Source organism: Streptomyces sp. SP18CS02 (assembly GCF_036322365.1).
Classification (GTDB): Bacteria; Actinomycetota; Actinomycetes; order Streptomycetales; family Streptomycetaceae; genus Streptomyces.
This window is the reverse complement of the sequence record NZ_JAQYXC010000291.1, coordinates 211,179-224,103: the sequence shown is the minus strand read 5'-3', so window position 1 is coordinate 224,103 and position 12,925 is coordinate 211,179. Positions and strand designations below refer to the sequence as shown.

The following is a 12,925-nucleotide window of genomic DNA, read 5'->3' as shown; positions in this document are numbered from 1 at the left end:
GACTAGAGCCGCCCCCGGACGCGGCTGCGTCCGGGGGCGGGTCGTTCGGTGCGGAGCGAGGACCGGACGAGGATCAGAGGACCGTCTCGGCCTCGTCGTAGCGCTCCGCGGGAACCGTCTTGAGGGTCTCCACGGCCTGCGCCAGCGGCACCATGGTGATGTCCGTGCCGCGCAGCGCGGTCATCATGCCGAACTCGCCGCGGTGCGCCGCCTCCACCGCGTGCCAGCCGAACCGCGTCGCGAGCACCCTGTCGTACGCGGTGGGCGTCCCGCCGCGCTGCACATGGCCCAGGATCACGGCACGGGCCTCCTTGCCCAGCCGCTGCTCCAGCTCGATGGACAGCTGCTGGGCCACACCGGCGAAGCGCTCGTGGCCGTAGATGTCCTTGCCGCCCTCGTCGAAGCTCATCGAGCCCTCGCGCGGCTTGGCGCCCTCCGCGACCACGACGATCGCGAACTTCTTGCCCGCCGAGAAGCGCTCCCCGACGCGCTCGGTCAGCTCCCCGATGTCGAAGGGCCGCTCGGGAACGACGATGGCGTGGGCGCCCGCGGCCATGCCGGAGTGCAGGGCGATCCATCCGGTGTGCCGGCCCATGACCTCCACGATCAGCACCCGCTGGTGCGATTCGGCGGTCGTCTTCAGCCGGTCGAGCGCCTCGGTGGCGACGCCGACGGCCGTGTCGAAACCGAAGGTCACATCGGTCGACGCGATGTCGTTGTCGATGGTCTTCGGGACGCCGACGATGGGCAGGCCCGCCTCGGAGAGCAGATTGGCCGCCTTGAGCGTCCCCTCGCCACCGATCGGGATGATGGCGTCGAGACCGAGCTCGCTGACGTGGCCCCTGGCCCGCTCGACGCCGTCGCGCAGATGCGCCGGCTGGACGCGGGAGGAGCCGAGGATGGTGCCGCCCCGGGCGAGGATGCCGCCCACCGCCTCCAGGTCGAGCTTGCGGTAGTCGCACTCCAGCAGGCCCCTCCACCCGTCGTGGAAGCCGATGACCTCATCGCCGTGGTCGGCGACGGCACGGTGCACGACGGAACGGATGACGGCGTTCAGACCGGGGCAGTCGCCGCCGGAGGTGAGCACACCAATGCGCATAGCCCGAAAATACCTTTGCAACGTGGGCCGACTCCCGGACCACGTCGTCCGGTTGGATCCCCGCCACCCTACCGGCGAGAGGTGGCGGGGCCGAACCGGGCGTCCGCCTGCTGGACGGATCTCGTACGAACGGCCAAAGCGTCAGGCGGGCTGGGACGCCGCCGAGATCCGCTCGGCGCGCAGCGCCTCGTACCACCGGTCGTCGGTCGGCGGCAGCGCGTTCACGTCGAGGGCCAGCTTCAGCAGCAGGTCCGCGATCTGCGGGTTGCGCGCCATGACGGGGCCGTGCATGTACGTACCGAAGACGGTGTCGTTGTACGCCCCCTCGGTGCCGTCCCCGGTCCCGTTGCCGTTGCCGAACACGGTACGGGCGAACGGGCGGGCCGTCGGCCCGAGGTGGGTGACGCCCTGGTGGTTCTCGAACCCGGTCAGCTGGGGGAGGCCCAGCCGCGGGTCGATGTCGGCGAGCACGTCGCCGACGCACCGCTCACCCTCGCCCCGGGTCGAGATCACGTCGATCAGCCCCAGGCCCGGCTCGCGCTCACCGAGGTCGTTGATGAACTCGTGACCGAGGATCTGGTACCCGGCGCAGACCGAGAAGATGATCGCGCCGTTCTCCGCGGCCCTGACCAGCCCGGTGTCGCGGCGCAGCCGCTCGGCCGCCAGCCGCTGCGGCCGGTCCTCGCCACCGCCGATCAGATAGATGTCGCCGGACGTCGGCACCGGCTGGTCGCTGCGCACGTCCACCCGCTGGACGTCCAGGCCGCGCTGGCGTGCCCGGCGCTCGACCACGAGGGCGTTGCCCTGGTCTCCGTACGTGCTGAGCAGGTCGGGATAGACCCACACCAGACGCAGACTGCTGTCGCTCATGCTCATTTCCTCTGCGATCGGTCCCGGTCAGTTGCCGACGCGGCGGCGTACGTCCTGGAAGGCGGTGTAGTTGGCGATCAGCTCGATCCGTCCGGGCGGTGCCAGCTGCACCGCCTCGTCGACCGTGTCGCACACCCGGAAGTCCAGGCCGGCGACCTCCAGCCGCACCGCGAGGTCCAGCCTGCGGTCGCCGATCACGAAGATCGGGTGCCCGGCCAGCCGGGTGTAGTCGACGTCCCAGAGCCAGGACGTGTCCGTGCCGTCGGCGCCGCGCGCGTTGACCGAGAGGATCACCGGGGTCGGCGGCGGGTCGATGAGCGAGAACGTCTCCAGCCAGCCCGCGGGGTTCTTCGCCAGCAGCAGCCGGAGCTCGCGCCCGAGGAACGAGACCACGTCGTACCGGCCGGCCACGGCCTGCACCTGGTACATGCGCTCCAGGGCCACCTGCGGCGGTACCCCGAAGACCGCGGCGACGGCCGCGGAGGTCGCGGCGTTCGCCTTGTTGGCACGGCCGGGCAGCTGGAGGTGGATCGGCCAGGCCGAGCCGTGCGGGTCCAGCACGTGGTCGCCGCTCAGCACCCAGCTCGGCGCGGGCCGGCGGAAGCCGCACTCGCCGCAGAACCAGTCGTCGCCGGGGCGCTGCATCACACCGCCGCAGGCGGGGCACGACCAGGCGTCGTCCTTCCACTCCTGTCCTGCCGCCACCCACACGACGTTGGCGGAGGAGGACGCGGCCCACACGATCAGCGGGTCGTCCGCGTTGGCGATGACCACCGCCTTCGTGCCGGACAGGCCCTCGCGCCACTTCTCCGCGAGCATCCGGGTCTCCGCGGCGCGGTCGAGCTGGTCGCGCGAGAGGTTGAGCAGCGCGATCGCCTTCGGCGTCACGTCGCGCGCGACGCCGGCCAGGTACTTCTCGTCGACCTCGATGACGCCGAACTTGGCGTCCGAGCCGCCCGCCAGCGCCGAGGTGATGCCCGCGGGCATGTTCGCGCCGAGCGCGTTCGACACCACCGGGCCGCTGGCCCGCAGTGCCTCGGCGATCAGCCGGGTGGTGGTCGTCTTGCCGTTGGTCGCCGACACCAGGACGACGTCCAGATGCTGCGCGAGCCGCCCCAGCAGGTCGGGGTCGAGCTTGAGCGCCACCCGGCCGCCGATCACCGATCCGCTGCCGCGTCCCGCGGCGCGTGACACCGCCGCTGCGGCCTTTCCTGCCGTCACGGCCAGCTTGGCGCGCGGCGACAGCGGCTCCGTGTTGCCTGCCATCGTCCTTGTTCCTCCTAGCGTGGGTCCGGGCTCAGCCTATCGAGCTCCGGCCGACGGCCCGAACCGCGCCACCTGTCCGAAAGCCAAGGTCGTGGCGGAACGTAGGCTGGAGGCCATGCGAAACCGCCCGATCCCCGGCAGTTCCGGGCGCGTACGAGCCATGAGTCTGCTCGGCGACCCGGTACTGCACACCGCCTGTGAGACCGTCACCGATTTCGGTCCGTCCCTGTCCCGGCTCGTCGAGGACATGTTCGCGACGATGTACGCGGCCCAGGGCGTCGGCCTCGCGGCGAACCAGATCGGCGAGTCCCTGCGGGTCTTCGTGTACGACTGCCCGGACGACGAGGATGTCCGCCATCTCGGTCACATCGTCAATCCTCGGCTCGTGGAGGCCGACGGGGTGACGGTACGCGGTCCGGAGGGCTGTCTGTCGCTGCCGGGCATCGAGGCGGGGACGACACGGTTCGACCGCGCGGTGGTCGAGGGCGTCGACACGCTGGGCGATCCGGTCCGGGTCGAGGGTACGGGATTCTTCGCCCGCTGCCTCCAGCACGAGTGCGATCACCTGGAGGGTACGGTCTACCCCGACCGTCTCACCGGCTGGCGGCGCGCGCGTGCCCTCAGGGCGGCGCGGCGGGCCCCCTGGGCCCGTACCGCCGGGAAGTGACCCGGGAGTCCCGCCGCCCGGTCCGGCGGATCGGCGCGGGACGGGCGGGACTTCACGGACCCACTCAGGTTTTTCGTCCGGCCCGACCGACACGACCTAGAGGCCCGGGCTGTCCACCCTGTCGTCGACGGTCTCCAGCCGCCCCCACAGCAGGTCGGCCAGGGCGCGTACCAGGTCGGCTCTCGAACAGGGGCGTTCGCCGAGCCACCAGTCGCCCGCCGCGTGCATCATGCCGACGATTCCGTGGCCCCACACCCGTGCGAGCACCGCGCTGTTCGGCCCCAGGTCGACGCGCTCGGCGATCACCTCGGCGAGCTCCTCACCCATCCGGCGCAGGACCGGCGCGGAGTGCCGCCCCACGTCGAACCCCCGCTCCGCCTGCTGGGCGGCGTCCTCGGACGGGTGCATCAGAAAGCGGTACACCTGCGGCCTCGCCTCGATCGCCGCGAGATAGGTGTCGAGCGTCGCCTCGACCCGCTGACGGCGCTCGGCGGGCGCGTCGAGCGCGCTGCGCAGTGCGGACAGCAGGGCGTCGGTGTGGCGCTTGGCGAGGGCCCGGTACAGGCCGCCCTTGTCGCCGAAGTGCCGGTAGAGGATGGGCTTGGTGATGCCCGCCTCGGCGGCGATGGCGTTCATCGACGCCTGCGGTCCGTCCCGGAGGACCACCCGGTCGGCGGCTTCGAGCAGTTCGCGTCGCCGCTGGTCCGCCGACCGCTGTTGGTCGGTCCGGTGTGTGGTCTCCATAGCGTGTCTCCCCGCCCGTGCGAATTCCTCGAAGCCAGCGCAACGTAACACCCAGGTCGCGACCGCTGCCGGTTGACAGCTGCTACTTACCGGTAACAGACTGCGGTTACCGCAAGTAACATACCGTGGGTGACACCGCAGTGCAGGGAGGGAACATGGCCGAGTTCACGCTCGATCTCAACGACGACCAGAAGCAGGTCCGTGACTGGCTGCACGGATTCGCCAAGGACGTGATGCGACCGGCCGCCGCGGAGTGGGACGAGCGTGAGGAGACCCCCTGGCCGATCATCCAGGAGGCGGCCAAGGTCGGCATCTACTCCCTCGACTTCTACGCGCAGCAGTTCTTCGACCCGACCGGCCTCGGCATCCCGGTGGCGATGGAGGAGCTCTTCTGGGGCGACGCGGGCATCGCCCTGTCCATCGTCGGTACGGGCCTGGCGGCCGTCGGCGTCCTCGCCAACGGCACCGAGGAGCAGATCGGCACCTGGATCCCCCAGATGTACGGCGACGTCGAGAACGTCAAGGTCGCCGCGTTCTGCTCCTCCGAGCCCGACGCCGGCTCGGACGTCGCCTCCATGCGCACCCGTGCCGTGTACGACGAGGCGAAGGACGAGTGGGTCCTCAACGGCACCAAGACCTGGGCCACCAACGGCGGCATCGCCAACGTCCACGTCGTGGTCGCCGTGGTCGACCCCGACATCGGTTCCAAGGGGCACGCCTCCTTCATCGTCCCGCCGGGCACCCCGGGCCTCTCCCAGGGCCAGAAGTTCAAGAAGCACGGCATCCGCGCCTCCCACACCGCCGAGGTCGTCCTGGAGAACGTCCGCGTCCCCGGCCACTGCCTCCTCGGCGGCAAGGAGAAGCTGGACGAGCGCCTCGCCCGGGCCCGCGAGAAGGCCAGGAAGGGCGGCGAGCGCGTCAAGAACGCCGCGATGGCCACCTTCGAGGCGTCGCGCCCGGCGGTCGGCGCCATGGCCGTGGGCACCGCCCGCGCCGCCTACGAAGTGGCGCTCGACTACGCGAGGACGCGCGAGCAGTTCGGCCGCCCGATCATCGACAACCAGGGCGTGGCCTTCCAGCTCGCGGACATGCGCACCCAGATCGACGCGGCCCGGCTGCTGGTGTGGCGCGCCTCCTGGATGGCGACGACCGGCAAGCCGTTCACCTCGGCCGAGGGCTCGATGTCCAAGCTGTACGCCAGTGAGATCGCCAAGAAGGTCACGGCGCAGGCCGTACAGATCCTGGGCGGCAACGGCTTCACCCGTGAGTACCCGGTGGAGCGCATGCACCGTGACGCCGCCATCTACACGATCTTCGAGGGCACGAGCGAGATCCAGCGTCTGGTCATCGCACGCACCCTGTCGGGCATGCAGATCCGCTGACCGAAGGGGCGCCCCGCGGCCCGCGGGCCACCAGGCGCCCCTTCCTCGCGCTCACTTCACCGAGCCCGCCATGACTCCCTGGACGAAGTGCCGCTGGAAGGCGAAGAAGACCACCACCGGCACGATCAGGGAGAGGAACGCGCCGGGCGCCAGCACATCGATGTTGCTGCCGAACTGCCGCACCTGGGACTGGAGTTCCACGGTCAGCGGCTGCGAGGAACTGTCCGCGAAGAGCAGTGCCACGAGCATGTCGTTCCACACCCACAGGAACTGGAAGATCGCCAGGCTGGCGATGGCCGGGCGGCCCACCGGCAACACCAGCCGGGTGAAGATCCGCCACTCGCCGCCACCGTCCATCCGGGCCGCCTCCAGCATCTCCCGGGGGATCTCCGCGAAGTAGTTGCGCAGCAGGAAGACGGCGAACGGCAGGCCGTAGGCGACGTGGAACAGCACCACACCGGGGATCGTGCCGAACAGCCCGAGCTCGCCGAAGAGCTTGGCGACCGGCAGCAGGCCCACCTGGACCGGCACCACCAGCAGCGCCACCACCAGCAGGAAGATCCAGTCGCGGCCGGGGAACTCCAGCCAGGCGAAGGCGTAACCGGCGAGCGCGGCGAGGACCACGACCAGAACGGTCGTCGGCACCGAGATCAGCACCGTGTTCCACAAGGCCTTGGTGATGCCCGCGTTGCCCAGCAGCGCCGTGTAGTTGTCGAAGGACAACTGGCCCGGGCTGGTCAGCGTGGTCCACCAGCCGCTGCCCGCGTTGTCCCGCGCCGAGCGCAGCGAGGACAGCAGCAGTCCGGCGAGAGGGGTGATCCAGATGAGGCCGACGACGATGAGGAACGCCTGGACCAGCCCGTTGCCGAGCCACCGGCCGGGCCCGCCCCTCCTCGTTCCGGTGGGCCGGGTGGATGCGGTCGCGCTCATGACTGGCTCCTGCGGAAGCGGCGGACGTTGAAGACCATGGCCGGGATCACCAGCAGCAGGAGCAGAACGCCGAGCGCGCTGCCGAGCCCCTGGTTGTTGCCACCGCCGAAGGAGACCAGCCACATCTGGGTGGCCAGTACGGTGGCGTCCTCCTGGACCGGTCCCGGCGCGATGATGTAGATGAGGTCGAAGACCTTCATCACATTGATCACCAGGGTCACGAAGACGACGGTCAGCACCGGCGCCAGCAGCGGAACGGTGATCCGCCGGAACACCTGCCACTCGTTCGCGCCGTCCATCCGCGCCGCCTCCAGGGTGTCGCGCGGCAGTGCGGACAGTCCGGCGCCGATGAGCACCATGGCGAAGCCCGTCCAGATCCACAGATAGGCGCCGATGATCGCCGGGGTGACCAGGGCCGGGCCGAGCCATGAGACGCCCTCGTAGGGCGGGGCGAAGTTCTGCGCGGGCAGCCGCACGGTGTACGAGCCCTTCGCGAGGTCCCCGAAGCGGAACGAGCCGTCGGCCGCCGTGGTGGCGGTGGCGACCGCCGCGCCGTCCCGTACGGCCTCGACGGACATCCCCGGCAGCCCTCGCTCGCCGGCGTCGACCGTTCCCGGCCGCCCGCCGCCGCCCGCCGTGAAGTCCAGGTAGACGACTCCACGGAGCTCGCCCGGTCCCGCCGCGGCCGGCGGGGACGCCGGCCGGGCGTCGCCCGGCAGTTCCTTGGGCGGTACGCCGACGAAGCCGAGGCCGACGCCGGTTCCGGGAGCGAGCGCGGCGGTCGTGTAGGACCCGTCGGCCGCCTTGACCACGCCATGCCCCTCGCGGGCCCGGGCCGTCGGATAGGAGGAGGCGCCCTCGAAGGCGTCGTGCACCCCGGTGACGGCCGCGTTGAGCACGCCCTTGTCGGGGTCCTCCTCGTAGGCCAGCCGGAAGATGATCCCGGCCGCGAGGAAGGACACCGCCATCGGCATGAACATCAGCAGCTTGAACGCACTGGCCCAGCGGACCTTCTCCACCAGTACGGCGAAGATCAGTCCGAACCCGGTCAGCAGCGTCGGGGCGACGACCACCCAGATGGTGCTGTTGCGGATGGCCTTCAAGGTGGCCGGGTCGCGGAAGATCTCCGCGTAGTTGCCCCCGCCGACGAACCGGCTGCCCGAGGCGTCGAAGAAGCTCCGTCCCACCGAGAACAGCACGGGGTACACGACCAGCGCGCCCAGGAGCAGCAGCGCCGGCAGGACGAACACCACGGCGACGAGCCGTCTGCGCCGACGCGCGCGCTGCCGGGGGTTCGCGCCCCGGGGCCCGGCGGACGCGGCCCGGGCGGCGGGCGGCGGAGGAGCGGTGACAGTGGTCATGGCGGTCGCCTCAGCCCTTGTACGCCTTGGCCGCGGCGGCCTCCAGCCCGGCCGCGGTGGCGGCCGGGTCCGACGGGTCGCGCAGGAAGTCCTGCAGGAGCTTCCACTCGCCCATGCCCTTGGTGCCGCCGAACGCCGCGGGCGCCTGGTCCGACATGTCGAAGCGGACCGAATCCCCCGCGTCGATCAGCGACTTGGCCGTCTCGCGGAGGGTGTCGTCACCGTACGAGGCGGGGTCGAGCTCCTTGTTCGGCGACAGGAAGCCGCCCGCCTCGGCCCATACGGCGGCGGCCTCGGGGGTGGCCAGGTACTCCAGGAAGGCCATGGCGGCCTTCGGGTTCCTGCCGTCCTTCAGGACGACGGCCGCGTCACCGCCGCTGACCACCGGCGCCTTGCCGCCGGCGACCGCGGGGAAGGGGAAGAAGGCGGCGTCCTCGCCGATCTTCTTGCCGAACTGGTCCTTAGCGATCCCGGCGACGAAGTCGCCCTCGTACACCATCGCCGCCTCCGGGTCGGGACCGAAGACCTTCTCGACGGAGCCGGGGAAATCGGTGCCGAGGGCGCCCTTCTGGCCGCCCGCGATCAGCTTCTTGTCGGAGAAGAGGGTGCCGAGCGTGGTCAGGGCCTTGACCACCGTGGGGTCGGTCCACTTGATCTTGTGCGCGGCGAGCTGGTCGTACTTCTCCGGTCCCGCCTGGGAGAGGTAGATGTTCTCGAACCAGTCGGTGAGCGTCCAGCCGTCCTCGCCGGCGACCGAGAAGGCCGGCAGGCCGGAGTCGGAGAGCGCCTGCCCGGTGGTGAGCATCTCCTCGTAGCTCTTCGGCGGCTTCACACCGGCCTGCTCGTACGCCGTGGGGCTGTACCAGACGGTCGACTTGTGGGCCGCCTTGAAGTACAGGCCGTACAGGGAGCCGTCGACCGTGCCGTAACTCTTCCACACCGAGGCGTAGTTGGCGTCGACGGACTGCTGGGCGGTCTTGGACAGCGGCTTGAGCCAGTTCTGCTTCGCGAACTGCTGGAGCACGCCGACCTGGGGGACCATCACGACGTCGGGGGCGTTGCCGCCCTCGATCTTGCTGCCGACGACCGTGGAGACGTTGTCGCCGGTGGAGACGAACTGGGTCTTGGCCCCGGTCTTCTCGCCGAAGGCGTCGAGCACCTTCTGGAAGTTCTTCTGCTCGGCGCCGGACCAGACACCGGCCACGGTGAGGGTCTGCCCTCCGAGCTCCTTGCCGCCGCTGCCGCCGCCGGCGGCCACCGGGTCGCCGCCGCAGGCGGTGGCGCCCAGTGCCAGGGCGATTGCCGTGCAGCCTGCCACCGCTGTTCGTCGTCGCATCATCATTGCCGTCCCTCCAGGGGGATCAGGGGTTGGGTGTGGTGGGCCGGTCGCCGATCCACCAGGCGGCCGTCGAGCCGGGCAGTACGCCGTCCGGGCACGGCCCGCTGGACAGCAGCGGCGCGCCGTGGACGGGGGCGGGCACCGGGGCGGTGCCGAAGTTGACCGCGCAGACGAGGCCCTCGCCGCGCGTGAAGGCGAGGACGCCGGGCGGCGAGTCCAGCCAGCGCAGGGAGCCCTCGCCCAGTTGCGGCAGGCCCCGGCGCAGCTGCAGTCCGTCGCGGTACAGGTGCCAGAACGAGCGGGTGTCGGCCAGCGCGCGGTCGGTGGCGTGCTCGGCGAACCAGCCCGGCTGGGGCAGCCACGGCTTGGCGCTCTCGGCACCCGTGCTGAAGCCGAACGGGGACGCGTGTCCCGACCAGGGCAACGGCACGCGGCAGCCGTCGCGGATCCGGGCCCGGCTGCCGGTGCGGCGGAAGATCGGGTCGGTGAGTACCTCGTCCGGCAGGTCGACGACCTCCGGCAGGCCGAGCTCCTCGCCCTGGTAGATGTACGCCGCGCCGGGCAGTGCCAGCATCAGCAGAGCGGCGGCGCGGGCGCGGGCGGTGCCCAGGCCGCTGCCCTCGGTGCCGGACTCCCCGTACCGGGTGACCGTCCTGACCTGGTCGTGGTTGTTGAGGACCCAGGTCACGGTGGATCCGGTGCCGGCGATGTCGCGCATCGCCTCCGCGATGACCTTGCGGAAGGTGTCGGCGTCCCACGGCGCGCCGAGCAGGTCGAAGAAGAAGGCCTGGTGGAGCTCGTCCGGGCGTACGTAACGCGCGTGCTCGCGGGCGGTCGGCACGGACACCTCGCCGACCAGCAGCCGCTCACGGCCGTCGCGGACCGTGTACTCCTCGCACACCGACCGCCAGTGGCGCCACACGTCGTGCACCTCGGGCTGGTTCCAGGCGAGCGGGTTGACCGAGTCGCGGGTCCTGGCGTCGGCCTCGGGGTCCGGGGAGTCGGGCAGTTCGGGGTGCTTGAAGAGCCCCGCGGCCACATCGATCCGGAAGCCGTCCACGCCCCGGTCCAGCCAGAACCGCAGCACACGGTCGAAGTGCAGGCCCACCTCGGGGTTGCGCCAGTTCAGGTCGGGCTGCTCGGGCGTGAACATGTGCAGGTACCACTGGCCCGGCGTGCCGTCCGCCTCGACGACCCGGCTCCAGGCGGGTCCGCCGAACATCGCGTGCCAGTTGTTCGGCGGTACGTCACCGCCCGGGCCGCGCCCCTCCGCGAAGTGGAAACGGGAGCGGGCCTCGCTGCCGGGCGCCGAGGCGAGCGCCTCGCGGAACCACTGGTGCTCGCTGGAGCAGTGGTTGGGGACGATGTCCAGCAGCACCTTGACGCCCAGGCGGTGCGCGTCCTCGACGAGCCTGCCGAACTCGGCCAGGTCACCGAAGACGGGGTCGACGTCGCAGTAGTCGGCGACGTCGTATCCGTGGTCGTGCTGCGGGGACGGGTAGAAGGGGCTCAGCCATATGCCGTCGACACCGAGCTTCTTGAGGTACGGAAGTCCGGCGCGGACACCGGCCAGGTCGCCGATCCCGTCGCCCGTGCTGTCCAGGAAGCTGCGGACGTACACCTGGTAGATCACCGCGTCCCGCCACCAGTGGTGCCGGAGGCGGTGGGAGAGGCCGTCGTCGGCCGGAGCTGTGAGCATCACCCGTTGACCTGTTTCTGCGTGTTCTACGTGGACGGGGTGCGCTATCCAGAGAGGTTAGCGGTTATGCATGCATGTTAAGTAGAGGTGTCGAGAGGGTGTCAACGACTGTGCAGAAATGGAGCCAAAGTTGGGGGAGTATGTACCGATTTGACCAACAGAAAGCCCGCCTCGAAAAGGCGGGCCGATACCTAACAGGTAAGTAGGGTCAGTGGTGGTGGGCGAGAGCGGCGAGCTCATCGGCGAGACGCCGCACGGCTGCCGGGGGCGACTGGTGCTGAGCCATCGCGTCATGCGCGACGGCCTGCACGGCCAGGCTCACCTGCTCGTACCGCGGGCTCTTGGGCCGCGGGGCGGCCGACAGCACGCTCGCGCGCAGCGTCGGCAGGTAGGGGAACCGGCGCGTCAGGGCCGGGTCCCCGTACAGCGCCGCCCGCACGGGCGGCAGCGCGCCCTCGGTCAGGACGCGGCGCTGCACCCGGTCGCTGGTGAGGTAGGCGATCAGGTCGCGCGCTGACTCCGGGTGGCGCGCGTCGGTGCTGACCGCGAGATTGGAACCGCCGAGCACGCTGGTGCCCGGCCCGTCGGGACCCGGCAGCGGTACCGCGCCGAACTTCCCCGCGACCTCGGAGTCCTTGCCGGACGCGCCGACGTAGGCGTACGGCCAGTTGCGCAGGAAGAGGAGCCGGCCGTCCTGGAACGCCTGCCGGGACTCCTCCTCCTTGTACGTCAGCGCCTCCCGGGGGATCCAGCCGTCGCGCACTCCCCGGGCCAGGAAAGCGATACCGCGACGGGCCGCGGTCGAATCCACGGTGACCCGCTCGCCCTCGTCCCCGAGGATCGTGCCCCCGGCCGAGTACACCGCCTCGGCGGCGTTGACGGTGAGGCCCTCGTACGGCAGGAACTGGCCCGCGTACCCCCCGAGGCCGTACTTCGGCGCGAGGGTGCCGGCCTGCCGCTCCAGCTCCGCCCAGGTGCCGGGCGGACGCTCGCCCTCGCGGTCGAGGATGTCCTTGCGGTAGAAGAGCATCCCGGCATTGGTGACATACGGGACGGCGTACAGCTTTCCGTCGTACGTCGCCGTGTCCACCACGGGCGGCAGGAGACTGCTCAGCGGGAAACGTTCGCGCTCCAGCGGGGCGATCCAGCCCGCGGCGGCGAACTGCGACGTCCAGGCGACGTCGATGTTGAGGATGTCGAACCGGCCCTCGCCCGAACGCAGCCCGCTGATCATCTGGGAGCGGGTCTCGTCGGCCGAGTCCGGCAGCTCGACCAGGGTGACCCTCTCACCGGGGTGGCCCCGGTTCCAGTCCTCCAGCACCGGACCGAGGTAGCCCGTCAGGTCTCCCGCCGTCGCCAGCGTCATGGGCCCCCGGCCCCCGTCGCGCGCACCGCCCGCGGGGGCGCCCGACGACACGTAGCCGGACAGGACGACCGCCGCGACCAGGAGACCCCTACCCGCGGCACGTATCCACCGCATAGGTTCCTCCCTGTACACCGGCGCCGAACACCCTCGTCCCGCGTCACGGGCATGTATACCCGTTAGGCATGGGCGATACTAGAGCCCG

At 70.9% G+C, this 12,925-nt stretch carries 11 protein-coding genes; 2 read left to right on the top strand and 9 right to left on the bottom strand.

Annotation, left to right across the window (positions count from 1 at the left end; genetic code table 11):
* Positions 1-73: 73 nt before the first annotated feature.
* From PUR26_RS23645 to PUR26_RS23635, 3 genes are all read right to left on the bottom strand, one after another.
* Entirely contained in the window at positions 74-1,099 is a 1,026-nt protein-coding gene (locus tag PUR26_RS23645) for a 6-phosphofructokinase (RefSeq protein ID WP_329874692.1), read from the bottom strand.
* Between the two features lie 141 nt (positions 1,100-1,240).
* Positions 1,241-1,969 carry a type 1 glutamine amidotransferase gene (locus tag PUR26_RS23640; RefSeq protein ID WP_329874690.1) on the bottom strand — a complete coding sequence of 243 codons (729 nt, stop codon included), beginning with the start codon at positions 1,967-1,969 and terminating at the stop codon, positions 1,241-1,243.
* Positions 1,970-1,996: 27 nt separating this feature from the next.
* Complete coding sequence (locus PUR26_RS23635; protein WP_329874688.1) at positions 1,997-3,235, bottom strand: Mur ligase family protein; 1,239 nt, start codon at positions 3,233-3,235, stop codon at positions 1,997-1,999.
* A 115-nt stretch (positions 3,236-3,350) separates the two neighbouring features.
* On the opposite strand from PUR26_RS23635, the gene def reads away from it, so the two are divergent.
* A complete protein-coding gene (gene def, locus PUR26_RS23630; RefSeq protein ID WP_329874686.1) occupies positions 3,351-3,902 on the top strand; it encodes a peptide deformylase in 552 nt (183 codons plus the stop codon).
* Positions 3,903-3,998: 96 nt separating this feature from the next.
* Here the strand turns inward: def and PUR26_RS23625 are convergent, their stop codons facing one another.
* Entirely contained in the window at positions 3,999-4,646 is a 648-nt protein-coding gene (locus tag PUR26_RS23625; RefSeq protein ID WP_329874684.1) for a TetR family transcriptional regulator, read from the bottom strand.
* A 155-nt stretch (positions 4,647-4,801) separates the two neighbouring features.
* On the opposite strand from PUR26_RS23625, the gene PUR26_RS23620 reads away from it, so the two are divergent.
* Positions 4,802-6,028, top strand: coding sequence for an acyl-CoA dehydrogenase family protein (locus PUR26_RS23620; RefSeq protein ID WP_329874682.1), 1,227 nt, complete (start codon positions 4,802-4,804; stop codon positions 6,026-6,028).
* Between the two features lie 51 nt (positions 6,029-6,079).
* On the opposite strand, the gene PUR26_RS23615 is transcribed toward PUR26_RS23620, so the two are convergent.
* The 5 genes from PUR26_RS23615 to PUR26_RS23595 form a co-directional block, all read right to left on the bottom strand.
* Entirely contained in the window at positions 6,080-6,958 is an 879-nt protein-coding gene (locus PUR26_RS23615) for a carbohydrate ABC transporter permease (protein ID WP_329874680.1), read from the bottom strand.
* Positions 6,955-8,319 carry a carbohydrate ABC transporter permease gene (locus PUR26_RS23610; protein WP_329874678.1) on the bottom strand — a complete coding sequence of 455 codons (1,365 nt, stop codon included), beginning with the start codon at positions 8,317-8,319 and terminating at the stop codon, positions 6,955-6,957. The genes PUR26_RS23615 and PUR26_RS23610 overlap by 4 nt, the downstream gene beginning before the upstream one ends.
* A gap of 10 nt (positions 8,320-8,329) precedes the next feature.
* On the bottom strand, positions 8,330-9,661 hold the full coding sequence (locus PUR26_RS23605; protein WP_329874676.1) for an ABC transporter substrate-binding protein: 1,332 nt from the start codon (positions 9,659-9,661) through the stop codon (positions 8,330-8,332).
* Positions 9,662-9,680: 19 nt separating this feature from the next.
* A complete protein-coding gene (locus tag PUR26_RS23600) occupies positions 9,681-11,357 on the bottom strand; it encodes a glycoside hydrolase family 13 protein (RefSeq protein ID WP_329874674.1) in 1,677 nt (558 codons plus the stop codon).
* A 208-nt stretch (positions 11,358-11,565) separates the two neighbouring features.
* Entirely contained in the window at positions 11,566-12,837 is a 1,272-nt protein-coding gene (locus PUR26_RS23595) for an ABC transporter substrate-binding protein (protein ID WP_329874672.1), read from the bottom strand.
* Between the last annotated feature and the right edge of the window lie 88 nt (positions 12,838-12,925).